Annotated in this window: 16 protein-coding genes and 4 tRNA genes; 1 reads left to right on the top strand and 19 read right to left on the bottom strand. The window is 61.6% G+C overall.

From position 1 onward, the window contains the following. Window positions 1-24: 24 nt before the first annotated feature. From fusA to Q5Z11_RS05135, 18 genes are all read right to left on the bottom strand, one after another. Window positions 25-2,166: an elongation factor G gene (fusA, locus tag Q5Z11_RS05220; RefSeq protein ID WP_303749029.1), complete on the bottom strand. Its 2,142-nt coding sequence runs from the start codon at window positions 2,164-2,166 to the stop codon at window positions 25-27. 136 nt (window positions 2,167-2,302) lie between these two features. After that, window positions 2,303-2,770, bottom strand: a complete 468-nt coding sequence (gene rpsG, locus Q5Z11_RS05215; RefSeq protein ID WP_303749028.1) for a 30S ribosomal protein S7 — start codon at window positions 2,768-2,770, stop codon at window positions 2,303-2,305. Window positions 2,771-2,780: 10 nt separating this feature from the next. Next, window positions 2,781-3,155: a 30S ribosomal protein S12 gene (gene rpsL, locus Q5Z11_RS05210; RefSeq protein WP_004145320.1), complete on the bottom strand. Its 375-nt coding sequence runs from the start codon at window positions 3,153-3,155 to the stop codon at window positions 2,781-2,783. A gap of 228 nt (window positions 3,156-3,383) precedes the next feature. Then, on the bottom strand, window positions 3,384-7,607 hold the full coding sequence (gene rpoC, locus Q5Z11_RS05205) for a DNA-directed RNA polymerase subunit beta' (protein WP_303749027.1): 4,224 nt from the start codon (window positions 7,605-7,607) through the stop codon (window positions 3,384-3,386). An 89-nt stretch (window positions 7,608-7,696) separates the two neighbouring features. Beyond that, window positions 7,697-11,887, bottom strand: coding sequence for a DNA-directed RNA polymerase subunit beta (rpoB, locus tag Q5Z11_RS05200; RefSeq protein ID WP_303749026.1), 4,191 nt, complete (start codon window positions 11,885-11,887; stop codon window positions 7,697-7,699). 388 nt (window positions 11,888-12,275) lie between these two features. Then, window positions 12,276-12,641: a 50S ribosomal protein L7/L12 gene (rplL, locus tag Q5Z11_RS05195; protein WP_303749025.1), complete on the bottom strand. Its 366-nt coding sequence runs from the start codon at window positions 12,639-12,641 to the stop codon at window positions 12,276-12,278. A gap of 63 nt (window positions 12,642-12,704) precedes the next feature. Continuing rightward, the gene (gene rplJ / locus Q5Z11_RS05190; protein ID WP_303749024.1) at window positions 12,705-13,241 is read right to left on the bottom strand and encodes a 50S ribosomal protein L10; all 537 of its coding nucleotides are present in this window, start codon (window positions 13,239-13,241) and stop codon (window positions 12,705-12,707) included. 478 nt (window positions 13,242-13,719) lie between these two features. Further along, window positions 13,720-14,418 (bottom strand): 50S ribosomal protein L1, encoded by a 699-nt coding sequence (gene rplA / locus Q5Z11_RS05185; RefSeq protein ID WP_303749023.1) that lies wholly within the window; start codon window positions 14,416-14,418, stop codon window positions 13,720-13,722. 4 nt (window positions 14,419-14,422) lie between these two features. Then, entirely contained in the window at window positions 14,423-14,851 is a 429-nt protein-coding gene (rplK, locus tag Q5Z11_RS05180) for a 50S ribosomal protein L11 (protein ID WP_057630030.1), read from the bottom strand. Between the two features lie 193 nt (window positions 14,852-15,044). After that, the gene (gene nusG / locus Q5Z11_RS05175) at window positions 15,045-15,605 is read right to left on the bottom strand and encodes a transcription termination/antitermination protein NusG (protein WP_057630031.1); all 561 of its coding nucleotides are present in this window, start codon (window positions 15,603-15,605) and stop codon (window positions 15,045-15,047) included. A 10-nt stretch (window positions 15,606-15,615) separates the two neighbouring features. After that, window positions 15,616-16,023 carry a preprotein translocase subunit SecE gene (gene secE, locus Q5Z11_RS05170; protein WP_303749022.1) on the bottom strand — a complete coding sequence of 136 codons (408 nt, stop codon included), beginning with the start codon at window positions 16,021-16,023 and terminating at the stop codon, window positions 15,616-15,618. A gap of 50 nt (window positions 16,024-16,073) precedes the next feature. Beyond that, window positions 16,074-16,149, bottom strand: a tRNA-Trp gene (locus tag Q5Z11_RS05165). 102 nt (window positions 16,150-16,251) lie between these two features. Further along, window positions 16,252-17,442, bottom strand: coding sequence for an elongation factor Tu (gene tuf / locus Q5Z11_RS05160; RefSeq protein ID WP_303749021.1), 1,191 nt, complete (start codon window positions 17,440-17,442; stop codon window positions 16,252-16,254). A gap of 46 nt (window positions 17,443-17,488) precedes the next feature. Further along, window positions 17,489-17,564, bottom strand: a tRNA-Thr gene (locus tag Q5Z11_RS05155). Between the two features lie 38 nt (window positions 17,565-17,602). Beyond that, window positions 17,603-17,676: transfer RNA gene (locus Q5Z11_RS05150), tRNA-Gly, on the bottom strand. 28 nt (window positions 17,677-17,704) lie between these two features. Further along, window positions 17,705-17,790: transfer RNA gene (locus Q5Z11_RS05145), tRNA-Tyr, on the bottom strand. 137 nt (window positions 17,791-17,927) lie between these two features. Beyond that, on the bottom strand, window positions 17,928-18,947 hold the full coding sequence (locus Q5Z11_RS05140) for an isoaspartyl peptidase/L-asparaginase family protein (RefSeq protein WP_303749020.1): 1,020 nt from the start codon (window positions 18,945-18,947) through the stop codon (window positions 17,928-17,930). A 188-nt stretch (window positions 18,948-19,135) separates the two neighbouring features. Then, entirely contained in the window at window positions 19,136-20,179 is a 1,044-nt protein-coding gene (locus tag Q5Z11_RS05135) for a cyanophycinase (RefSeq protein ID WP_405051678.1), read from the bottom strand. 162 nt (window positions 20,180-20,341) lie between these two features. Here Q5Z11_RS05135 and Q5Z11_RS05130 point away from each other — a divergent pair, with 162 nt between their 5' ends. Next, window positions 20,342-23,077: a TonB-dependent receptor plug domain-containing protein gene (locus tag Q5Z11_RS05130; RefSeq protein ID WP_303749018.1), complete on the top strand. Its 2,736-nt coding sequence runs from the start codon at window positions 20,342-20,344 to the stop codon at window positions 23,075-23,077. Between the two features lie 777 nt (window positions 23,078-23,854). Here Q5Z11_RS05130 and ychF read toward each other — a convergent pair. Next, window positions 23,855-24,946: a redox-regulated ATPase YchF gene (gene ychF / locus Q5Z11_RS05125; RefSeq protein WP_296252459.1), complete on the bottom strand. Its 1,092-nt coding sequence runs from the start codon at window positions 24,944-24,946 to the stop codon at window positions 23,855-23,857. Window positions 24,947-25,006: the final 60 nt, after the last annotated feature.

The following is a 25,006-nucleotide window of genomic DNA, read 5'->3' as shown; positions in this document are numbered from 1 at the left end:
GGAGGGAGAGGCTGAGTCTGAGACTCAGCCCTTCTTGATAACGGTTTCGGCGATGTTGTTCGGCGCCGGCTCGTAGTGGTCGAATTCCATCGTGAAGGTTGCGCGACCCTGGGTCTGCGAACGCAGCGCGGTGGCGTAACCGAACATTTCGCCCAGCGGGATCATCGCATTGATGATGCTGGCCGAACCGTCACCGGTGGTGCCCGAGCCCTGCAGAACGCCACGACGGCGGCTTACGTCGCCCATCACGTCACCCTGGTAGTCTTCCGGGGTCACGATCTCGACCTTCATGATCGGCTCCAGCAGCACCGGCTTGGCCTTGGCGAAGCCCTGCTTGAAGGCCATCGACGAGGCGAGCTTGAACGCCATTTCCGAGGAGTCAACGTCATGGTACGAGCCGAACACCAGCTTGACCTTGACGTCAACCACCGGGAAGCCAGCCAGCGGACCGCTGGTGATGGTTTCGCGCAGGCCCTTTTCCACGGAAGGAATGAATTCCTTCGGGATCACGCCGCCGGTGATGTCGTTGATGAACAGGAAATCGTCCTTGATGGAACCAGCCAGCTTCGGATCGGCACGATCTTCAGCGGTGATCGGCGACAGTTCGATCACGACGTGACCGTACTGACCCTTACCACCGGACTGCTTGGCGTGCTTGTAATCCGACTTGACGTCAGCCAGATGGATGGTTTCGCGGTACGCAACCTGCGGCTTGCCGACGTTGGCTTCAACGTTGAATTCGCGCTTGAGGCGGTCAACGATGATGTCCAGGTGCAGCTCGCCCATGCCGGAGATGATGGTCTGGCCGGATTCTTCGTCGGTCTTGACGCGGAACGACGGATCTTCCTGTGCCAGACGGCCCAGTGCCAGACCCATCTTTTCCTGGTCCGACTTGGTCTTCGGCTCGACGGCCATCGAGATCACCGGCTCCGGGAACGTCATGCGCTCAAGCACGATCGGTGCATCGATCGAGCACAGCGTGTCACCGGTGGTGGTGTCCTTCAGGCCCACGGCAGCCGCGATGTCACCAGCCAGAACTTCCTTGATTTCCTCGCGGTTGTTCGAGTGCATCTGCAGGATGCGGCCGATGCGCTCCTTCTTGTTCTTCACCGAGTTCAGCACGGTGTCGCCACCGTTCAGGGTACCCGAGTAGACACGGAAGAAGGTCAGCGCGCCAACGAACGGATCGGTGATGATCTTGAACGCCAGCGACGAGAACGGAGCCTTGTCGTCCGACTTGCGGGTCATCTCGATGGTGTCGTTGTCGACGTCGGTGCCCTTCACGTCAGGCACGTCAACCGGCGACGGCAGCAACTGGATCACGCCGTCGAGCATGGCCTGCACGCCCTTGTTCTTGAACGCCGAACCACAGAACATCGGCACGATTTCCACGGCCAGCGTACGGGTACGCAGCGCCTGGATGATCTCGGCCTCGTCCAGCTCTTCGCCGCCCAGGTACTTTTCCATCAGCTCTTCGCTGGCTTCAGCCGCGGTTTCGATCATGAAGGTGCGGGCTTCTTCAGCCGCCGCCTGCATGTCAGCCGGGATGTCGCCGTACTCGAACTTCATGCCCTGCGACGCGTCATCCCAATGGATGGCCTTCATCTTGAGCAGGTCGACCACGCCCTTGAAGCCTTCCTCGGCACCGATCGGCAGCTGCATCGGCACGGCAACGGCGCCGAGCTTGGCCTTCAGCTGGTCACGGACCTTCAGGAAGTTGGCACCGGTACGGTCCATCTTGTTGACGAACGCGATGCGCGGAACCTGGTACTTGTTGGCCTGGCGCCACACGGTCTCGGACTGCGGCTGCACGCCACCAACGGCGCACAGCACGAACACCGCGCCGTCGAGCACGCGCAGGGAGCGCTCGACTTCGATGGTGAAGTCAACGTGCCCAGGGGTGTCGATGATGTTGAAACGGTGCTCCGGCAGGGACTTGTCCATGCCCTTCCAGAACGCGGTGGTAGCAGCGGACTGGATCGTGATGCCACGCTCCTGCTCCTGCTCCATCCAGTCCATGGTGGCGGCGCCGTCATGCACTTCACCGAGCTTGTGGCTCTTGCCGGTGTAGAACAGGATGCGCTCGGACGTGGTGGTCTTGCCGGCATCGATGTGAGCCATGATGCCGAAGTTACGGTAACGCTCGATAGGAGTGGTGCGGGCCACGGGAGCCTCTCAATTTCTTGGAATTCGGATGGCCGAACGCCGCCTTGCGGCGGCCTTCGGATTTAAGCAGCGCTCAAAGCGCTACAAGCAGCACCTATGTGGGTGCCAGGGGCCCTGTTTCCAAGGCCCCAACAACTCACCAGCGGTAGTGAGCGAAGGCCTTGTTCGCTTCCGCCATACGGTGGGTCTCTTCACGCTTCTTGATGGCGCCGCCACGGTTTTCCGAGGCGTCCAGCAGTTCAGCGGCCAGCTTGCGCGGCATGGTGTTCTCGCCACGCTTACGTGCCGAGTCGATCAGCCAACGCATGGCCAGGGCCATCTTGCGCGATGCACGCACTTCGACCGGCACCTGGTAGGTGGCACCACCGACGCGACGCGACTTCACTTCGACGCCCGGAGCAACGTTGTCCAGTGCCTTCTGCACCAGCTCGATTGCGTTCGGGTTCTTTTCGCCGATCACGTCCATGGCGCCATAGACGATCTTTTCAGCAACGGACTTCTTGCCGCTCAACATGACCATGTTGATGAAGCGGGCAATGGTTTCGCTCTTGTGCTTCGGATCCGGCAGGACCGAACGCTGGGGAGTATTACCTTTACGTGACATGTCTTATTCCTCAGGCCTTCGGACGCTTTGCGCCGTACTTGGAACGCGCCTGACGACGCTTGGCGACGCCGGCGGCATCGAGCGAGCCACGGACGGTGTGGTAACGCACACCCGGCAGATCCTTGACGCGACCGCCACGGATCAGGACCACGGAGTGCTCCTGCAGGTTGTGGCCTTCACCACCGATGTAGGAAATCACTTCTTCCTGGTTGGTCAGGCGAACCTTTGCAACCTTGCGCAGAGCCGAGTTCGGCTTCTTCGGAGTGGTGGTGTAAACGCGCGTGCAGACGCCACGGCGCTGCGGGCACTTGTCGAGTGCCGGCGAGGCACTCTTGTAGGTGGTAGCTTGACGCGGCTTGCGTACCAGCTGGTTGATCGTCGCCATCAGTAGGTTCTTCTGATTGGGGCCGCAAAAAACGGCCAGGATGCGGAAATTGTAAAGCAGGCCAAAATTTTGGCCTGCTGAGACAGACGATTGTAGCAACTTGTCAAGAGCCCAGTCAAACGAGCCCCTTCCAAGCCAGCCCTGATCCAGAGCTGTTACAGGGGGATCTCCATATACCCCGTTCAGGTCGAACTGCCGACCCGCGAACGGGTCGGCTGATCAAACTACTTACTCTTCACCAGCAGCCTGTTCAGCTTCCGGTGCAACAACTTCGGGTTCCGCGACCGCGACCGGACCGGCCAGGGTTGCGATTTCCGAATCGGTCAGGCCCGACGCGTTACGGCGGCGCTGCGCATGATACGCAAGACCGGTACCGGCCGGAATCAGGCGACCGACGATCACGTTTTCCTTCAGGCCGCGCAGGCCATCGGAGGTACCGCGCACGGCAGCCTCGGTCAGCACGCGGGTGGTTTCCTGGAAGGAAGCCGCCGAAATGAACGATTCGGTGGCCAGCGATGCCTTGGTGATACCCAGCAGCACCGGCTCGAAACGGGCCGGCAGCTCGTTACGGGCGATCAGCTTGGCATTCTCCTCGATCACGCGCTGGCGCTCGGCCTGCTCGCCATTGAGGAACTTGCTGCTGCCCTGGTCGACGATTTCCACCTTGCGCAGCATCTGACGCGAGATCACTTCAATGTGCTTGTCGTTGATCTTCACGCCCTGCAGGCGGTAAACGTCCTGGATTTCCTTGACCAGGTAACGGGCCAGTTCTTCCACGCCCTTCAGGCGCAGGATGTCCTGCGGGCTCGGCTCGCCGTCCACCACGGTTTCACCGCGGGTCACGTGTTCACCTTCGAACACGATGATCTGACGGTACTTCGGGATCAGCTCTTCGTGCTCCGAACCATCAGTGTCCTTGATGATCAGGCGCTGCTTGCCCTTGGTGTCCTTGCCGAAGCTGATGATACCCGAACGTTCGGCCAGGATCGCCGGATCCTTCGGCTTGCGGGCTTCGAACAAGTCGGCAACGCGCGGCAGACCACCGGTGATGTCGCGGGTCTTCGAGGCTTCCTGCGGGATCTTGGCAACCACGTCGCCCACGCCTACCGGCGCGCCATCCTGCAGGTTGACGATCGAGCGCGGCGGCAGCAGGTACTGTGCCGGCAGGTCGGTGCCCGGGATGGTCAGGTCATTGCCCTTGCCATCGACGATGCGGACCAGCGGACGCAGATCCTTGGCCTGCGAGCCACGACGCTTCGGATCGGTGATTTCGCGCGAAGCCAGACCGGTCAATTCGTCGGTCTTCTCGATCACGGTCACGCCATCGATGAAGTCGATGAAGCGCACGAAACCAGCCACTTCCGACACGATCGGGTGGTTATGCGGATCCCAGTTGGCCACGGTCTGGCCAGCCTTGATTTCCGCACCGTCCTTGACGCCAATGCTGGCACCGTACGGCAGCTTGTAACGCTCACGCTCACGACCATGCGGGTCGAGCACGGAGATTTCACCCGAACGCGAGACCGCAACCAGCGAACCGCTGGTCTGCTCGACGTGCTTCAGGTTGGAGAACTTCACCGAACCGGTGGTCTTGACGGTGATGTTGTCGACCGCAGCCGCACGCGATGCCGCACCACCGATGTGGAACGTACGCATGGTCAGCTGGGTACCCGGCTCACCGATCGACTGTGCGGCGATGACGCCGACCGCTTCACCGATGTTGACGATGTGGCCACGGGCCAGATCGCGGCCGTAGCACAGGCTGCAGACACCGAAGGACGAGGCGCAGGTGATCGTCGAGCGGACCTTGATGGTCTGCACGCCGGCTTCTTCCAGCTTGTTCACCCACTGCTCGTCGAGCACGGTGTTGCGGGTCACGATCGGATCTTCGTCGTTGCCCGGCAGGAACACGTCCTCGGCCACGACACGACCCAGCACGCGGTCCTTCAACGGCTCAACCACGTCGCCGCCTTCCACGATCGGGGTCATGGTCAGGCCTTCGGAGGTACCGCAATCGACCTCGGTGATCACCACGTCCTGCGCCACGTCGACCAGACGACGGGTCAGGTAACCCGAGTTCGCCGTCTTCAACGCGGTATCGGCCAGACCCTTACGGGCACCGTGGGTGGAGTTGAAGTACTCCTGCACGTTCAGGCCTTCACGGAAGTTCGCCTTGATGGGCGTTTCGATGATCGAGCCGTCCGGACGCGCCATCAGGCCGCGCATACCGGCCAGCTGACGGATCTGCGCCTGGCTACCACGCGCACCGGAGTCGGCCATGATGTACAGCGAGTTCATCGACTTCTGGTCGACCAGCTCACCGTCGCTACCCACGACCTTCTCGGTACCGATGGTTTCCATCATCGCCTTGGCGATGCGCTCATTGGTGCGCGACCAGATGTCGACCACCTTGTTGTAGCGCTCGCCGGCGGTGACCAGACCCGACTGGTACTGCTCCTGGATTTCCAGCACTTCGGCTTCTGCCTCGCCGAGGATGCCCTTCTTCTCGTCCGGGATCAGCATGTCGTCGATGCCGATCGACACGCCAGCGCGGGTTGCGTAGGCATAGCCGGTGTACATCAGCTTGTCGGCGAACACCACGGTGTCCTTCAGACCCAGCAGACGGTAGCTCTGGTTGATCAGGCGCGAGATGTTCTTCTTGGTCATCTCGGTGTTGCACAGCTCGAACGGCAGGCCTTCCGGCATGATCTCGCTCAGCAGCGCACGGCCGACGGTGGTGTCGACGATCGAGGTCTTCTTGACCTTGTTGCCGTCTTCGTCACGCTCGACCTGCACGATGCGCACCTTGACGCGGGCGTGCAGTTCAACCAGACGGTTGTCGTAGGCACGCTTCACTTCGTCGGTGTTCGCGAACACCATGCCCTCGCCCTGCTTGTTCACCAGCGAGCGCGCCATGTAGTACAGGCCCAACACGACGTCCTGCGACGGCACGATGATCGGCTCGCCGTTGGCCGGCGACAGGATGTTGTTGGTGGACATCATCAGCGCACGCGCTTCCAGCTGGGCTTCCAGCGAGAGCGGCACGTGGACGGCCATCTGGTCACCGTCGAAGTCGGCGTTGAATGCGGTACAGACCAGCGGATGCAGCTGGATGGCCTTGCCTTCGATCAACAGCGGTTCGAACGCCTGGATGCCCAGACGGTGCAGGGTCGGCGCACGGTTCAGCAGCACCGGATGCTCGCGGATGACTTCTTCCAGGACGTCCCAGACTTCGCCTTCTTCGCGCTCGACCAGCTTCTTGGCGGCCTTGATGGTGGTGGCCAGGCCACGACGCTGCAGCTTGGCGAACACGAACGGCTTGAACAGCTCGAGCGCCATCTTCTTCGGCAGGCCGCACTGGTGCAGCTTCAGGTACGGACCCACGGTGATCACCGAACGGCCCGAGTAATCGACGCGCTTGCCCAGCAGGTTCTGACGGAAACGACCCTGCTTGCCCTTGATCATGTCGGCCAGCGACTTGAGCGGGCGCTTGTTGGTGCCGGTGATGGCACGGCCGCGACGGCCGTTGTCCAACAGGGCGTCAACCGACTCCTGCAGCATGCGCTTTTCGTTGCGCACGATGATGTCCGGAGCGTTGAGCTCCAGCAGGCGACGCAGGCGGTTGTTACGGTTGATGACGCGGCGGTACAGATCGTTCAGATCCGAGGTCGCGAAGCGGCCACCGTCCAGCGGAACCAGCGGGCGCAGATCCGGCGGCAGCACCGGCAGCACGGTCATCACCATCCACTCCGGGCGGTTGCCCGACTCGAGGAAGGCTTCGACCAGCTTGATGCGCTTGGTCAGACGCTTGAGCTTGGTTTCCGAACCGGTTGCGGCGATTTCTTCGCGCAGGCGGACCATTTCGGCCTGCAGGTCGATGGTGCGCAGCAGTTCGTAGACGGCCTCGGCGCCCATGGCGGCGTCGAAGTCATCGCCGTGTTCCTGGCGTGCCTGCAGGTACTGTTCTTCGGTCAGCAGCTGGCGGCGCTCCAGGGCGGTCAGGCCCGGCTCGGTCACCACGTAGGCTTCGAAATACAGCACGCGCTCGATGTCACGCAGGGTCATGTCCAGCATCAGGCCGATGCGCGACGGCAGCGACTTGAGGAACCAGATGTGCGCGACCGGCGATGCCAGGTCGATGTGGCCCATGCGCTCGCGACGCACCTTGGCCAGGGTGACTTCGGTGCCGCACTTTTCGCAGACGACGCCGCGGTGCTTCATGCGCTTGTACTTGCCGCACAGGCACTCGTAGTCCTTGACCGGTCCGAAGATGGCGGCGCAGAACAGGCCGTCACGCTCCGGCTTGAAGGTACGGTAGTTGATGGTTTCCGGCTTCTTCACTTCGCCGAAGGACCACGAACGGATCAGGTCCGGCGAGGCCAGCGCGATCTTGATCGCGTCGAAGTCCAGCGTCTGGCGCTGCTGGTTGAAGAGGTTGAGCAGGTCTTTCATGGTGTTCTCCGAAAGGAGGAAATCTGTGTCGATGGGCTGTCAGTTAGTGCTGGCGGCGCTGCTGCATCACTGCAGCAGCGCCTGCGCAATCAACCGCCTTCCAGTTCCATGTTGATGGCCAGCGAGCGGATTTCCTTCACCAAAACGTTGAAGGATTCCGGCATGCCCGCAACCATCTCGTGCTCACCGTCGACGATGTTCTTGTACATCTGGTTACGGCCCTGTACGTCATCGGACTTCACCGTCAGCATTTCCTGCAGGGTGTAGGCCGCGCCGTAGGCTTCCAGTGCCCAGACTTCCATTTCACCGAAGCGCTGACCACCGAACTGCGCCTTGCCGCCCAGCGGCTGCTGGGTGACGAGCGAGTACGGACCGGTCGAACGGGCATGCATCTTGTCGTCGACCAAGTGGTTCAACTTCAGGTAATGCATGTAGCCGACCGTGGTCTTGCGGTCGAAGGCTTCGCCGGTGCGGCCGTCATACAGCTGCATCTGCGTCTTGCTCGCGTTGAAGCCCAGGCGAGCGGTTTCCGGTGCTTCATCCGGGTAGGCCAGATTCAGCATTTCACGGATTTCTTCTTCCGCCGCACCGTCGAACACCGGGGTTGCCATCGGCACGCCGTCGGTCAGGTTCTTGGCCAGGCTGATCAGCTCTTCGTCGCTGAACTGCGACAGGTCCACGCGCTGCTCGGCAACGGCCGAGTCATGGTTGTAGATCTTGCCCAGGAACTCACGCAGTTCGCTGACCGCACGCTGCTGTTCCAGCATGCCCTGGATGCGCTTGCCCAGACCCTTTGCGGCCCAGCCCAGGTGCACTTCCAGAATCTGGCCGATGTTCATACGCGACGGCACGCCCAGCGGGTTCAAGCAGATGTCCACGGTGTTGCCGTCAGCCATGTACGGCATGTCTTCGACCGGCACCACGTTGGAGACCACACCCTTGTTACCGTGGCGGCCTGCCATCTTGTCACCCGGCTGGATGCGACGCTTCACGGCCAGGAACACCTTGACCATCTTCAGCACGCCCGGTGCCAGATCGTCGCCCTGGGTGATCTTGCCGCGCTTGTCGGCGAAGCGACGCTCGAATTCCTTCTCGTGCGCCTGGATCTGCATCTGGGCGCGCTCGATGGCTTCGGAGGCGTCCTCGTCCTTCATGCGCAGGGTGAACCAGTCGGACTTCTTCAGGCCGTCCAGGAACGCATCGGTGATCACGTCACCCTTCTTCAGGCTGGCGCCGCCGTTGGCAACCTTGCCCACGAGCTGCGAACGCAGACGTGCGTAGATGGCGCCTTCCAGGATGCGGAACTGGTCGTCGAAGTCCTTCTTGACGCGCTTGATCTCGTTTTCCTCGATCTGGCGTGCGCGCTTGTCCTTCTCGATGCCGTCGCGGGTGAAGACCTGCACGTCGATGACGGTGCCATCCATGCCCGGCGGAACGCGCAGCGAGCTGTCCTTAACGTCGGAAGCCTTCTCGCCGAAGATCGCGCGCAGCAGCTTCTCTTCCGGGGTCAGCTGGCTCTCGCCCTTCGGCGTGACCTTGCCAACCATGATGTCGCCGGCGCGCACTTCCGCACCGATGTACACCACGCCGGACTCGTCCAGACGGTTCAGCGCCTGCTCGGACACGTTCGGGATATCGGCGGAAATTTCCTCCGGCCCCAGCTTGGTGTCACGTGCAACGCAGGTCAGTTCTTCGATGTGGATCGTGGTGTAACGATCTTCCTCGACCACACGCTCGGACAGCAGGATGGAGTCTTCGAAGTTGTAGCCGTTCCACGGCATGAAGGCGATCAGCATGTTCTGACCCAGCGCCAGTTCACCGATGTCGGTGGACGGGCCATCGGCCAGCACGTCGCCGCGCGCGATCACGTCACCCACGTTCACCAGCGGACGCTGGTTGATACAGGTGTTCTGGTTCGAACGGGTGTACTTGATCAGGTTGTAGATATCCACGCCGGCATCTGCCGGATCGGTGATCTCGTTCTCGTTGGCCTTGACCACGATGCGGCCGGCGTCGATCTGCACGATCTGGCCACCACGCAGGGCGTTCACGGTCACACCCGAGTCACGCGCAACGGCGCGTTCGATACCGGTACCCACCAGCGGCTTCTGCGCACGCAGGGTCGGCACGGCCTGGCGCTGCATGTTGGCGCCCATCAGTGCACGGTTTGCGTCATCGTGCTCCAGGAACGGAACCAGCGCGGCAGCGACCGACACGGTCTGCATCGGCGAGACGTCCATGAAGTGGACTTCTGCCGGCGGCTTGAGCAGCGACTCACCCTGGAAGCGGCACGGTACGAACTGCTCGGTGAGCAGGTTCTTGGAATCGACCAGCGCATTGGCCTGGGCGATCACGTACTCGTTCTCTTCGATGGCCGACAGGAACTCGACCTCGTCGGAGACCTTGCCGTCATGCACCTTGCGGTACGGGGTTTCCAGGAAGCCGTACTTGTTGGTGCGTGCGAACACGGCCAGCGAGTTGATCAGGCCGATGTTCGGGCCTTCCGGCGTTTCGATGGTGCAGACGCGGCCGTAATGGGTCGGGTGCACGTCGCGCACTTCGAAGCCAGCGCGTTCGCGGGTCAGGCCGCCCGGGCCCAGGGCCGAGACGCGACGCTTGTGCGTCACTTCCGACAGCGGGTTGTTCTGATCCATGAACTGCGACAGCTGCGAGGAGCCGAAGAATTCCTTGATCGCGGCAGCCACCGGCTTGGCATTGATCAGTTCCTGCGGGGTCAAGCCTTCCGACTCGGCCATCGACAGGCGCTCCTTGACCGCGCGCTCGACGCGGACCAGGCCCACGCGGAACACGTTCTCGGCCATTTCGCCGACCGAACGCACGCGACGGTTGCCCAGGTGATCGATGTCATCGACCACGCCGCGACCGTTGCGGATCTCGGTCAGCACCTTGATCACGTCCAGGATGTCGGAGCCTTCGCCGTGTGCGGCGACCAGGCGCTTGGATTCCTCGTCGTTGCGCTCGCCGAAGTACTTGCGGTCATACAGCACCGACTCACCGGTGACTTCCTTGCGGCCGACACGACGGTTGAACTTCATGCGGCCGACCGTGGACAGGTCGTAGCGCTCGAAGGTGAAGAACAGGTTGTGGAACAGGTTCTGCGCGGCGTCCTTGGTCGGCGGCTCGCCCGGACGCATCATGCGATAGATTTCGACCAGCGCTTCGAGCTGGGTCTTGGTGCCATCGATGCGCAGGGTGTTGGACAGGTACGGGCCACGATCCAGATCGTTCACCCACAGCGTGCCCACTGCATCCACACCCGCCTTGCGGAAGTTCTGCAGCTGCTCGTCGCTGATTTCGTCGTTGGCCTGGGCCAGCAGCTCACCGGTGTTGGAATCAACCACGTCGTGCGACAGGATGCGGCCGACCAGGTAGTCGTCCGGCACGGCCAGCGCTGCGATGCCAGACGCCTGCAGCTGCTTGATGTGGCGCGCGGTGATGCGCTTGCCGGCTTCCACGATGACCTTGTCGCCATCGGCTAGGTCGAAGCCCAGCGTTTCGCCACGCAGACGCTCCGGCACCAGCTCCAGCTGCACGCCTTCGTCCGGGTTGATGTGGAAGGTGTTGACCTCGAAGAACTCGGCCAGCATCTCTTCGTTGTTGTAGCCCAGCGCACGCAGCAGCACCGACACCGGCAACTTGCGGCGACGGTCGATACGGGTGAACAGTGCGTCCTTCGGGTCGAACTCGAAGTCCAGCCAGGAACCGCGGTACGGAATGATGCGGGCGCTGTACAGCAGCTTGCCCGAGCTGTGGGTCTTGCCACGGTCGTGGTCGAAGAACACGCCCGGCGAACGGTGCAGCTGCGACACGATGACGCGCTCGGTACCGTTGACGATGAAGGTGCCGTTGTCGGTCATCAGCGGGATTTCGCCCAGATAGACCTCCTGCTCCTTCACGTACTTGATCGCCTTGGTGGACGATTCGCGATCGTAGATGACCAGGCGCACGGTGACGCGCAGCGGCGCGCCGTAGCTCATGCCACGCTGGCGGCACTCGCGCTCGTCAAACACCGGGTCGCCGAGCTTGTAGCCGACGTATTCCAGGGCAGCATTGCCGCTGTAGCTGGAAATCGGGAACACCGACTTCAGCGCAGCATGCAGGCCGTGGTCGGAGCGCTTGGCCGGATCGATGTTCTCCTGCAGGAATTCGCGGTACGAATCAACCTGGATGGCGAGCAGGAACGGCACTTCGAGGATCGAGCGCTGCTTGCCGAAATCTTTGCGGATGCGCTTTTTTTCGGTGTACGAATAGGACGTCATGAGGTCTTCCACCTTGTTGTGCGAGCCGTGCGTCCACGACCCGTAGGGAAACTTGAAATTGTCAGTTGGAAGTCGCTGGTATTGCCGGCACCAGCACGCCTTCTATTGCTACTTCCAACTGCCAACTCGCTTGCATCGGCTGCGGTTCACTCCATCGTCTGGAGCGCAGCGCCTGACACTTGCCACGTTGGTCTTTCTCTTGCCTGCCGGGCCGAGCCCGCCAGTTGCTGCTTGCCGAGCATGGCCCGGCACTGCACCGAGCTGGGCCCTGCCCCGTTGCAACCGGGCATGCCCGGCATTACAACGGTTTGAAACGACCAAAGGCCGGGGGCTTTACGCCCCCAGCCTTGGCTGCATCGCCTCGAATCGATGACGATGCAAGAACTGATTACTTCAGCTCGACGGTCGCGCCGGCGGCTTCCAGTTCCTTCTTGAACTTGTCGGCGTCTTCCTTCGAAGCGCCTTCCTTCACGACGCCGCCGGCTTCAGCCAGGTCCTTCGCTTCCTTCAGGCCCAGGCCGGTGATGGCGCGGACAGCCTTAATCACTTCGACCTTCTTCGCGCCGGCATCCTTCAGGATGACGTTGAATTCGGTCTGCTCTTCAACAACAGCAGCCGGGCCAGCAGCAGCAACTGCAACCGGGGCAGCAGCCGACACGCCGAACTTCTCTTCGATGGCCTTGACCAGCTCCATCACTTCCATCAGGGACTTTTCGGCGATTGCGTCGACGATCTGATCGTTGGTAAGGGACATTTTGATTACCTTTTGAAAATATTCTGGATTGAGGTTCCGTGAGGAACCACGTGGACGTCGAACTTAGACGGCTTCAGCTTCAGCGGCCGGCGCTGCAGCTTCCGCTGCGCCACCTTCCTGCTTCTCACCGATAGCCTTGACGGCGCGGGCGAACATGGTGACCGGCTCGGTCAGGACGCGGGCCAACATGGCCAGTGCCTGATCACGGGTCGGCAACGATGCCAGCACGTCGACGTGGCTGGCCGGGAAGATTTCCCCACCGATTGCCACGACCTTCGCCTTCAGCTTGTCGTTACCCTTGGCGGCTTCCTTGATCAGGCGACCGGCTGCGCCGGGCTCCTCAAGCGAGAACGCATACAGCAGCGGACCAACCATCTGGTCTTTTGCGACTGCGAAATCGGTGCCTTCAACGGCGCGCGAGGCCAGCGTGTTCTTGACAACCTTCAAGAAAACACCGGTTTCACGAGCCTGCTTACGCATCGCGGTCATCTGAGCGACCGTGGTGCCAGCGTATTCGGCTGCGATCAAGGAGTGGGCCTTGGCGGCGACGTCTGCCAGCTCGGCGACTACTTCTTGCTTCTGGGACAGATTGAGAGCCATTGCACTCCTCCGTTTAAGCTGGGATTGGTGATTCGGGATCGGGGACTGGCAAGAGTGGCATTGCCACTGCTGCAGGCCTCCCTGGCCGAACCTCAACACCCTGCTTCAAACATATTCCGCTTACGGCTCCTAGCCGTGTGCGGTCCTGGGCGGCATCCGTCCTGGACGCCGGGAACATCGGGTGATGCTCCGGTGGTGGCCGTTCTAGAGCTGGAGTGCAAACCCGGGTGAACCCGGACGTACGTGAACCAGAAAAATCCAGAAGGGCGGCACCATCTACGCAGGGTGATTCGAGGACGAATCGATTAAGCGATCTCGCTGTGCCGGCGGCGACTCCTTGCCAAATCGAGCTTCCATGCCCGTCGCCGGTATGCGCTGACCGCGCCTGCGGTCTTTGACGGCTCCACGCAGGTCACCCTGCGCGACGCCTTCAAAATGACGGCCTCGGCACCAAAGGTACCGAGGCCGCTTGAAACAATTACTTCAGGGTCAGCGAGGACTGGTCAACAGTCACGCCCGGGCCCATCGTCGAGCTGACCGACACCTTCTGCAGGTACAGGCCCTTCGAGGTGGCCGGCTTGGCCTTGATCAGGTCAACCAGCAGTGCCTGCAGGTTCGACTGCAGCGCGCCGTTTTCGAAGCTGGCCTTGCCGATGGTGCAGTGGATGATGCCGGCCTTGTCGGTGCGGTAACGCACCTGACCCGACTTGGCATTCTTGACGGCTTCGCCCGGGTTGGCCGAAACGGTGCCGACCTTCGGGTTCGGCATCAAGCCACGCGGGCCCAGCAGGGTGCCCAGCTTACCGACAACGCGCATCGCGTCCGGGGTAGCAATGACGACGTCATAGTTCAGATCGCCGGCCTGCATCTTTTCAGCCAGGTCGTCCATGCCGACGGCTTCGGCGCCAGCAGCCAGGGCTTCGTCAGCCTTGGCACCGGCCGGAGCGAACACGGCAACGCGGACCGACTTGCCGGTACCGGCGGGCAGCACGGTGGAACCGCGAACCTGCTGGTCGGACTTCTTGGCATCCACGCCCAGACGCACGGCCACGTCGATCGACTCGACGAACTTGGCCTTGGTGGCGGTCTTCAGGATGTTGATTGCGTCCTCGAAGGCGTATGCCTTGCCCGGGACGATAGCGGCCTTGATGGCCTTCTCACGCTTGGTCTGTGCCATCAGATTAACCCTCTACCACCAGGCCCATGGAACGGGCAGAACCCGCGATCGTACGCACGGCGGCGTCAAGGCTGGCAGCCGTCAGATCCGGCTCCTTTGCCTTGCAGATTTCTTCCAGCTGCGCGCGAGTAACCTTGCCCACCTTGTCGGTGTTCGGCTTCTTCGAGCCCGAAGAAATGCCAGCGGCCTTCTTCAGCAGCGTGGTCGCCGGGGTGCTCTTGGTGATGAAGGTGAACGTACGGTCCGAATAGGCCGTGATGATCACCGGCACCGGCAGACCCGGTTCCAGCTTCTGCGTAGCGGCGTTGAACGCCTTGCAGAATTCCATGATGTTCAGGCCACGCTGACCCAGCGCAGGACCGACCGGCGGCGAGGGATTGGCCTGACCGGCCTTTACCTGCAGCTTGATATAACCGACAACTTTCTTTGCCATTAGAGTGCTCTCCGGGTGCTAGCGCCTTGCGACAACAGGCTCCCCATCGGACCGGGAATCACGCGTCCCGGCATCGCGTTGTGAAATCGCACCAAAGGCCACCTCTCGGCAGCCCTTGATTTGCTCCCTCTCTGGGGAGCCGAAAATTGTAGCAGCTTTTTGCGACACCACCTGAACAGGTGGCACGCAGGGATCAGATCGCCTTCTCGACCTGGCCGAACTCAAGCTCGACCGGGGTGGCGCGACCGAAGATCAGCACCGAGACGCGCAGGCGGCTCTTTTCGTAATTGACTTCTTCGACGACGCCGTTGAAATCGTTGAACGGGCCTTCGGTGACACGGACCATCTGGCCCGGCTCGAACAGCACCTTCGGACGCGGCTTCTCGACACCTTCCTGAACGCGATTCAGGATCGCAGCGGCTTCGCTGTCCTGGATCGGCAGAGGACGGTCGGCAGTGCCACCGATGAAACCCATGACCTTCGGGGTTTCCTTGACCAGGTGCCAGCTTTCGTTGTCGATACGCGGGATACCGGCTTCTTCGTGGGTCTCGATCTGTACCAGCACGTAACCCGGGAAGAACTTGCGCTCGGAGCGGCGCTTCTGGCCAGCGCGCATTTCCACCACTTCTTCCGTGGGGACCAGCACGTCACCGAAAAGCTCCTGCATCTCGTCACGCGCAATGCGATCACGCAACGCCTGCGCAACCGACTTCTCAAAACCTGAATAGGCGTGAACGACGTACCAACGCTTCACAGATATCTCCTTAACGACCCAGGAACCACTGGGTCAGCTTCTGGATCACGAAGTCAAAGCCACCCAACAACAGGCTCAACACGATCACCACCACAACCACCACCCACGTCATGCGGATAGCTTCCTGGCGGGTCGGCCACACAACCTTGCGCAGCTCGAAACGGGATTCAGAAAGGAATTCGATTGTCTGACGACCCTTCGTGGTCAGCATGAACACTGCACCACCAGCCACCAGACCCACAACCACCGCCAGCGCGCGCCACTGACCGGCCCATGCGCCCAACTGGGCAGCTCGTGGCTGATCGGCAAACCAGAACCAGACAAACAGACCCGCCAGCACCAACAGCGCAGCGCCGACGTACTTGACGATATCGCCACCAGAGGCAGCGGACTTGGAATGTTCGATCTTGCTGTTCATCCGACTCTTGTTGCAGGTGCGACCAAGGTCACTGGATAGAGAGTTGCAAGTGGCACGCCAGGAGGGACTCGAACCCCCAACCTGCGGTTTTGGAGACCGCTGCTCTGCCAATTGAGCTACTGGCGTATGACTTGACTGTTACACAACACCTTAGACGGCGAAGGCGGACCGAGTTACCCGGCCCGCCATCCGCGCAACCAACAGCAGTTACTGCTGGCCTACAGGCTATTACGCGATGATCTTGGCGACCACGCCGGCGCCGACGGTACGGCCACCTTCGCGGATTGCGAAGCGCAGGCCTTCGTCCATTGCCACCGGGTTGATCAGGGTGACAACCATCTTCACGTTGTCGCCCGGCATCACCATCTCGACACCTTCCGGCAGCTCAACCGCACCGGTGATGTCGGTGGTACGGAAGTAGAACTGCGGACGGTAGCCCTTGAAGAACGGGGTGTGACGGCCGCCCTCATCCTTCGACAGCACGTACACCTCAGCTTCGAACTGGGTGTGCGGCTTGATCGAGCCCGGCTTGGCCAGAACCTGGCCACGCTCAACGTCGTCACGCTTGGTGCCGCGCAGCAGCAGACCGGCGTTGTCGCCTGCCTGCCCCTGGTCGAGCAGCTTGCGGAACATTTCCACACCGGTGACGGTGGTCTTCTGGACCGGACGGATACCGACGATTTCGATTTCTTCGCCGACCTTGATCACGCCGCGCTCGATACGACCGGTCACCACGGTGCCGCGGCCCGAGATCGAGAACACGTCTTCCACCGGCATCAGGAACGGCTTGTCGACGTCGCGCTCCGGGGTCGGGATCCAGCTGTCCAGTGCATCGACCAGCTTCAGGATGGCCGGCACGCCGATGTCGCTCTGGTCGCCTTCCAGCGCCATACGAGCCGAACCGTGCACGATCGGGGTGTCGTCGCCCGGGAAGTCGTACTTGCTCAGCAGCTCGCGGACTTCCATTTCGACCAGTTCCAGCAGCTCGGCATCGTCAACCATGTCGGCCTTGTTCAGGAACACGACGATGTACGGCACGCCGACCTGACGCGACAGCAGGATGTGCTCGCGGGTCTGCGGCATCGGGCCGTCAGCAGCCGAGCAGACCAGGATCGCGCCGTCCATCTGGGCAGCACCGGTGATCATGTTCTTGACGTAGTCAGCATGGCCCGGGCAATCCACGTGGGCGTAGTGACGGGTCGCGGATTCGTACTCAACGTGCGCGGTCGAGATCGTGATGCCACGTGCCTTTTCTTCCGGCGCGGCGTCGATCGAGGAGTAATCCTTGAACTCGCCACCGAAGCGCTCAGCACCGATCTTGGTCAGTGCGGCGGTCAGCGTGGTCTTGCCATGATCGACGTGGCCGATGGTGCCGACGTTGACGTGCGGCTTGGTACGCTCGAACTTACCCTTTGACATGGCTGCTTCTTCTCGGTAACGAATTGGTTGTGCACTATCGGCAAGATGGTGCTCACGAAAGGAATCGAACCTTCGACCTCCTCCTTACCAAGGAGGTGCTCTACCGACTGAGCTACGTGAGCGAGTTGTCTATTATGCCGTGTTTTTTCATTTCGTTCAATGGAGCGGGAGACGGGAATCGAACCCGCACCATTAGCTTGGAAGGCTAAGGTTCTACCGTTGAACTACTCCCGCACCGGGAAAACACGTCACAACATAAAACTGGTGGAGGGAGGTGGATTCGAACCACCGAAGGCGTAAGCCAGCAGATTTACAGTCTGCCCCCGTTGGCCGCTTGGGTATCCCTCCATTCCACTCCCTTGTCGAGGACCGCGGCCTTGCCGGTCAGGGGTGGGTGAGCTCGCTATTTTGGTGATCAGCGCCGATGCTGTCAACAGAAATCTTCACATTCGGTGAAATTTCTTTTTCTGCACCGGCGGTGCCGATCACTCGCCGGGCATCTTAATCTTTTCGTCGGCAAAAATCGCCACATGCGGCACGCCATCGGCACCAATCCAACCGCGATACATGCCTTCGGTATTGAACGGCATTGCAGCCTTGCCATCAGCGGACAGAACGATGCCGCCACCATCACCACCGAGCTCGGGAATGCGCTTGACGATGACTTCATCGCCAGCCTGCACCGGTGTTTCCTTCAAGTACTTCATGCGTGCACAGATCTCATGCGCCACCGACAGGCGGATGTAGTACTCGCCCCAGCCCGTGCCCGAAACCGCGCACTGATCATTGGCATAGGTACCGGCACCGATGATCGGCGAATCACCAACACGCCCATAGCGCTTGTTGGTCATGCCACCCGTGGAGGTTCCCGCGGCGAGCTTGCCCTGGTTGTCCAGCGCAACCGCACCAACGGTGCCGAAATGCTTGGCGGTTTCCAGGTCGACATGAGCCTGCCCTGCCGCTTCTTCCTTCAATGCACGCTGCAGCTGCTCCCAGCGCTTCTCGGTGCGGAAGTAGGACGGATCCACCAGCTCGATCTTCTGCTCGGCGGCAAACATCTCCGCGCCCTGCCCCACCATCATCACGTGCGGCGAATGCTCCATCACCGCGCGCGACAGCAGGATCGGGTTCTTGACGGTATGCACGCCTGCGACGGCACCGGCGCGCAGCGTGGCGCCATCCATCAACGAGGCATCCAACTCATTCTTGCCGTCATGGGTGAACACCGCGCCACGGCCTGCGTTGAAGGTCGGATCGTTTTCCAGCACGGTGATCGCGGCAGTCACCGCATCCAGCGCAGGTTTGCCGGCGGCCAGGGCCTGATGCCCTTGGCGCAGCGCTTCGGTCAGCGCAGCGCGCGCCGCACGCTCTTCGGCGGCACTGAAATCCTTGCGCTCCACACCCGCGCCACCATGGATGACCAGCAAGGGAGAGACCTCCGCTGCAGCTGCAGCCCCCGAGGACAGCGACGCCAGGCCCAGCAGTACCGCAGAAGTCAGCTTCATCTTTCTTTGCTCCCGAATGGAAGCCCGATTCTAGGCAGGTGCCAGCCAGTCTGAACAGTCACCGCAGCATCGGCTGCGGCTTTTCCGACACACACCAGGTATTGGCAGCCGGCCCGACCGGGTTGCTGCGCCACCTGCGCGCATCAAAAAAGGGGCCGAAGCCCCTCTTCCTTACTGATCAGCAGCACTCAGTTGGGGTGGAGCTGCAACTCACCGTCCACGACACTGGCCACCGCGGTGAATGCCGCGTTGTCGACCTTGAACCCATCCAGGTGCAGGCGACTGCCTGCACCTACGCCGGTCACCGGAATCGAGCTGAATTCCAATGGTTCGCCATTGCTCAGGCGGTCGGCCGTGCGGCGCGGCATCACCAGCCACGCATAGCCGTCAATCAGCGAATACACCCGGCCGCGCCCATCAGCCTCGACGCACAGCGCGGTGTCCTCATCCACGCCGATGCCGACGATGTCGTCCTGGCCCTTGTCCTGCGCGGCACGGGCGACGAAGACAATCAGTCGACCGAGGCGGTCGCGCTTGGCGAAATGGGTGTCGGTCACAACGTTCGACAGGTAGGGCATGGTCAGGAAATCCTTGTCCATGGTCACCTCGCTGCCCATCGGATCGCTCAGGGCGGCCGGCGAGTTGACGCTGCCGCCGTCCAATGCGCCGTAGGCATAGCCGCCAAGGATGGCCAGGCCGGCACTGGTGCCGCCAATCGGCTTGCCAGCGCGGACATGCTCGTTGAGCAGCGTATTGAGCTGGGTGCCCTTCCAGAAGCGGATATAGCGCGACTGGTCGCCGCCAGCGATGAAAATGGCATCGGCGCCACGCACTACCCGCAGCACGGCCGGATCGTCGGCTGCCTTGCGGCTGTCGAACACCAGCGTCTGCACCGCAGTGACGCCGCCGATGTCGTAGTACAACTCCTTCTGCATGTTGTCGTCGCCGGAGGCGCGCAGGATCACCACGCGGCCGTGCCCTGCCCGCTCCACCCACCAGTGGAAGGCTTCCGGCACCCAGTCGCCGCCGCCCATCAACATCATGGCCGCCTCGGTCTTGCCCGGGCGTGGCGCATCCAGGTCGCCCACTTCGTAGTAGCGGTAGCCAGCAGCGCTGATGCCGCGCGAATCCTCGGCGTGGACCACGCCCGCCGCAGCAATCGCTGCGAAAGCCAGGACCACTCGCCCCAGCCAGGAACTCTTACGTTTCATAGCGCCCTCTACCCGATGTATGTAACCGCTTACAGCTGTAATGCCAGACTTTCTGGCAGTGGTCAAGCGTGTAAAAAAGGTGTTAGATGCGGTGACCCCATTCACATTACAGACAGGGTTGGCCGGCATTTCCCGACATGCCGACAGGACAAATTCGGACACTTTTCATCAGAGAGCTGATTCATGCGTAAGCACGCAATGGTGTGTTCAATCCAACTGGCCCTGCTGTCGATGGCCGCCCCCGCCCTGGCGCAGACCGCCACCCAGGGCCAACCGCAACAACTCGATACGGTGCAGGTCACCGGCTCGCGCATCCCGCGCGCCCAGGTGGAAGGCCCGGCGCCGGTCACCGTGGTGACGGCCGAAGAGATCAAGGCCGCTGGCTTCACCAGCGTGCCGGACGTACTCCGCGCGATGACCCAGAACGGCGGCGAGACGCAGAGCCAGCAGTCTTCGAGCGGCGCGGACTTCTCGCCGGGCGCACAGCAGGTTGACCTGCGCGGGCTAGGCCCCAACCACACCCTGGTCCTGGTCAACGGTCGCCGCATCGCCGACTTCCCGATGCCGTTCAAGGGCCGCAGCAACTTCACGGACATCTCCAATATTCCTTTGGGCATGATTGAACGCATCGAAGTACTGACAGGCAGCGCTTCGGCTATTTACGGCTCGGACGCGATCTCCGGCGTGGTCAACTTCATCCTCAAGAAGCATGCCGATGGCACCACCGTCGATGCACGCATGGGCATCACCAGCGAAGGCGGTGGTGAGTCGTTCGACATCAGCTTGGTGAGCGGTTTCGAAAAAGGGCGCTTCAGCGGTATCTACAGCCTGGAAATGCAATCGCAAACGCCGCTGTGGGCCTATGAACGCGACATCCAGGATTCCACCAAGGATGGCCCGACGGCCGCCTCACGGGCACCGCGTCGAGGCTTCCTGCGCACCGACTGGTACGACGACTACATCGATCCGGGCCAGGCAACCTGTGACGCACTGGCCAGCCAGAACGGTGGTACCACCTACTATGGCTACCGCCCCAATTACGGCAACTACTGCGGCAGCGACGAGGCCATCGGCTACGGCACCATCATCAGCAAGCGCCGCGGTGTAAACGGCTATGCGTCGATGAGCTATGCCTTTGACAACGGTAGCGAATGGTTTGCCGATGTGCAGATGGGTTACCACGACGTCTCGATGTTCCGGGACGTCACCTCGTGGAGCCACATGGCCGCCGACGGCAACGAGGAAGGTTATTTCTACAACCAGGCCACTGATCAGGTGGAATTCTGGCAGCGTCAGTTCACCCCGGAAGAAATGGGCGGACTGAGACGCAATATGATTGAAACCACGCAGAAGACCTTTGGCGTGACCACCGGTTTCAAGGGCACCTGGGCAGACAGCTGGGATTACGAAGCAGCACTGAGCTACTCGCAGTACCGCGCAAAGATAAGCTGGCCACAGATCGTCGCCGCCAAGGCAAATGCACTGTTCCTCGGCCCGCAGCTGGGTGAGGATGACGATGGCTTCCCGATCTACAACGCCGATCCGGAGCGCCTGTATCGCCCGCTCAGCCGCAGCGAGTACGACTCCATTGCCGCACGTTCGGTGTACAAGCCCAAATCCGAGACCGGCACCCTCTCGCTGACGGTCAGCAAGGGCGAGCTGTTCAGCCTGCCCGGTGGTGACGCTGGTTTTGCCGGCACGGTCGAGTTGGGGCGCCAGTCCTACTCGCTGAACCCCGATCCGCTGGCCACCCAATACTACTACTACAGCTGGAAAGATTCGGACGGCAAGGGCAGCCGCAATCGCTGGGCAGGTGCCGCGGAACTGCGCATGCCACTGCACGAGAGCCTGAACTGGAGCGTGGCCGGTCGCTATGACCAGTACCGTTATTCCGGCAACAGCATCGGCAAGGCCACCTGGAGCACGGGCCTTGAGTGGCGCCCGATCGACTCGCTGCTCGTCCGCGGCTCCTACGGCACCGCTTTCCGCGCCCCTGATCTGCACTACGTGTATTCCGGCATCGGCAATGACGAGACCAGCGGCGTCGACTGGTACAACTATGCTCTGGAAAACGGCGACGATCCGGAAGACTACAGCGAGGGCCTGATCCGCACCCGCGAAGGCAATCGCAACCTCGACCCGGAAACCAGCACATCGTGGACCGCCGGTTTTGTCTGGTCACCCATCAGTGGCCTGGATATCTCTGCCGACTGGTTCAACATCGACATGCGCGATCAGGTCCAGGACATGAGCGTGGACCAGATCCTCCGCGACGAGGCGGCATGCCGGCTCGGTGACAAGGACATGAGTTCACCCACCTGCGTGGATGCCGTCTCCCGCGTTACCCGCAACTCCAACGGCTCTCTCTACGGCATCTACGTCAATCCAATCAACGTCGCCAAGGAATCCACCGAGGGCGTCGACGTCGGCGTGCGCTATCGCCTGCAGACCGGCATAGGCCAGTTCACCTTCAGCGGCGCACACACCTGGGTGAAGAAGCACGACTTCCAGCAGTATGCTGGCGATGAGATCAAGGATCAGTTCGCGGTCAACAGCGGCTTCGACATCCCCCGCACCAAGACCAGTGCCAGCGTCAGCTGGGAGAAAGATGCCTGGGCTGCCACGGTTTACGGCCAGCGCCTGGGCAAGCTGCCCAACAGCTGGTCCTATGACCAGGTGTGGGAAGACGGCGATCCGGGTCCATACATCCGCGCCACCTATCGTTACAACGCATCGCTGCAGTACCGTTTCGACGACCACTCGCGTCTGACCCTGTCGGTGGTGAACCTGTTCAACAAGATGCCGCCCAAGGATCCGACCTACTCGTCGTATCCGTATTACGACATCTCCTGGTTCGATAGCGTTGGCCGGCAGATCAACCTGCAGTACACGCACAAGTTCGGTGGTGCCGCGCTGTAAGTCACGCACTGCTGCTCCGTTTCGCAACAAGGCCCGCCATTGGCGGGCCTTGTTGTTTGTGTAGGTTCTGGTGCTACCGCTGACCGGCATTCCGGAGGCTACACAATGGGCTCTTCTCCACAGCCACTGTGTGCAATGGATGGAGAAGACTGTGGACAACTGCGTGCAGGCCTTGCGCTGCAATGCTTTCAGAATGGCGGTGAATTTTTGGCCAATGCACTGCAACGAAGGCCTGCGGCTTCTTTGTAGGAGCGGCGTAAGCCGCGAAGCACATGCACCATCAGGTTGCGTAGATGCCCTGAGCTTCAGCCATGCCAGCTTCGCGGCTTACGCCGCTCCTACAAAAGCAGCTGCCACGCCGCTCTTGTGGGAGAGACGTCAGTCGCGAAGCAGATGCATCGGCAGGTTGCGTAGATGCCCAGAGCTTCAGCTATGCCAGCTTCGCGGCTTACGCCGCTCCTACAAAAGCAGCTGCCACGCCCGTCTTGTGGGAGCGGCGTCAGCCGCGAAGCTCGTACATCATCAGGTTGCGTAGTTGCTCGATGCTTCAGCCATACCAGCCTCGCGGCTTATGCCGCCCCCACAAGCAAGCGCCGGGCATTGGTGTTTCTCCACAACCGCTGTGTGCAATGAATGGAGAAGGCTGTGGACAACCCTGCGCAGGCCTTGCGCCGCAACGGTTTCGAAAACGTGGCGAATTATTGACCACATACCAAACCCTACATACAACAAGGCCCCGCAATGCGGGGCCTTGTGGCTGCAGCAACGTCGCCGGAATCAGACGTTGAAGCGGAAATGCAGCACGTCGCCTTCCTTGACGATATAGTCCTTGCCTTCCAGGCGCAGACGACCGGCTTCCTTGGCGCCCTGCTCACCCTTGAGGTTGATGAAGTCCTCGTAGCTGATGGTTTCGGCACGGATGAAGCCACGCTCGAAGTCGGTATGGATCACGCCTGCCGCCTGCGGCGCGGTGGAACCGGCGCGCAGCTGCCATGCGCGGACTTCCTTCACACCTGCGGTGAAGTAGGTCTGCAGGCCGAGCAGCTTGTAGCCGGCACGGATCACGCGGTTCAAGCCCGGCTCTTCCAGACCCAGGTCCTTGAGGAACTCGTCGCGGTCGGCGTCGTCCAGCTGCGCCATTTCTTCTTCGATGGCCGCACACACCGGCACCACTTCGGCACCTTCGGCCGCGGCACGGGCACGCACCACATCCAGCAGCGGATTGTTCTCGAAGCCGTCTTCAGCGACGTTGGCGATGTACATCAGCGGCTTCAGCGTGATCAGGAACATGTCACGGATCAGCGCCTTCTCATCGGCATCCAGGCCGGCGGCACGCGCCGACTTGCCCTGATCCAGCGCCGAAGCCAGCTTCTCGAGCACCGGCTTGCGGGCCAGCGCTTCCTTGTCGTTGGCCTTGGCCGCGCGGGTAGCGCGATCCAGTGCCTTCAACACGGATTCCAGGTCGGCCAGCGCCAGCTCGGTATCGATGGTTTCGATGTCGGCGATCGGGTCGACCTTGTTGGCCACGTGGATGACGTTGCCGTCTTCGAAGCAGCGCACGACGTGGGCGATGGCGTCGGTCTCGCGGATGTGGGCCAGGAACTTGTTGCCCAGGCCTTCACCCTTGGACGCACCGGCGACCAGGCCGGCGATGTCGACGAACTCCATCGTGGTCGGGATCACCCGCTCCGGCTTGACGATGGCTGCCAGCGCATCAAGGCGCGGATCCGGCACCGGCACCACGCCGGTGTTCGGCTCGATCGTGCAGAACGGGAAGTTGGCCGCAGCGATACCCGCCTTGGTCAGCGCATTGAACAGGGTCGACTTGCCGACATTGGGCAGACCGACGATGCCGCATTTGATACCCATGCTTGAACTCCCGTGAATGGAAAATCGGGAATGAGGAACCGGAAAGGCTTGCTGCCATTC

It is taken from the genome of Stenotrophomonas sp. 610A2 (assembly GCF_030549615.1).
Taxonomy (GTDB): domain Bacteria; phylum Pseudomonadota; class Gammaproteobacteria; order Xanthomonadales; family Xanthomonadaceae; genus Stenotrophomonas; species Stenotrophomonas pigmentata.
This window is presented reverse-complemented; position numbering and strand designations above follow the sequence as displayed.

Coding starts and splice junctions, on each gene's coding strand:
- rpsG (WP_303749028.1), bottom strand. CDS start 2,770: ATGTCACGTAAAGGTAATACTCCCCAGCGTTCGGTCCTGCCGGATCCG.
- rpsL (WP_004145320.1), bottom strand. CDS start 3,155: ATGGCGACGATCAACCAGCTGGTACGCAAGCCGCGTCAAGCTACCACC.
- rpoC (WP_303749027.1), bottom strand. CDS start 7,607: ATGAAAGACCTGCTCAACCTCTTCAACCAGCAGCGCCAGACGCTGGAC.
- rpoB (WP_303749026.1), bottom strand. CDS start 11,887: ATGACGTCCTATTCGTACACCGAAAAAAAGCGCATCCGCAAAGATTTC.
- rplL (WP_303749025.1), bottom strand. CDS start 12,641: ATGTCCCTTACCAACGATCAGATCGTCGACGCAATCGCCGAAAAGTCC.
- rplJ (WP_303749024.1), bottom strand. CDS start 13,241: ATGGCTCTCAATCTGTCCCAGAAGCAAGAAGTAGTCGCCGAGCTGGCA.
- rplA (WP_303749023.1), bottom strand. CDS start 14,418: ATGGCACAGACCAAGCGTGAGAAGGCCATCAAGGCCGCTATCGTCCCG.
- rplK (WP_057630030.1), bottom strand. CDS start 14,851: ATGGCAAAGAAAGTTGTCGGTTATATCAAGCTGCAGGTAAAGGCCGGT.
- secE (WP_303749022.1), bottom strand. CDS start 16,023: ATGAACAGCAAGATCGAACATTCCAAGTCCGCTGCCTCTGGTGGCGAT.
- tuf (WP_303749021.1), bottom strand. CDS start 17,442: ATGTCAAAGGGTAAGTTCGAGCGTACCAAGCCGCACGTCAACGTCGGC.
- Q5Z11_RS05140 (WP_303749020.1), bottom strand. CDS start 18,947: ATGAAGCTGACTTCTGCGGTACTGCTGGGCCTGGCGTCGCTGTCCTCG.
- Q5Z11_RS05130 (WP_303749018.1), top strand. CDS start 20,342: ATGCGTAAGCACGCAATGGTGTGTTCAATCCAACTGGCCCTGCTGTCG.
- ychF (WP_296252459.1), bottom strand. CDS start 24,946: ATGGGTATCAAATGCGGCATCGTCGGTCTGCCCAATGTCGGCAAGTCG.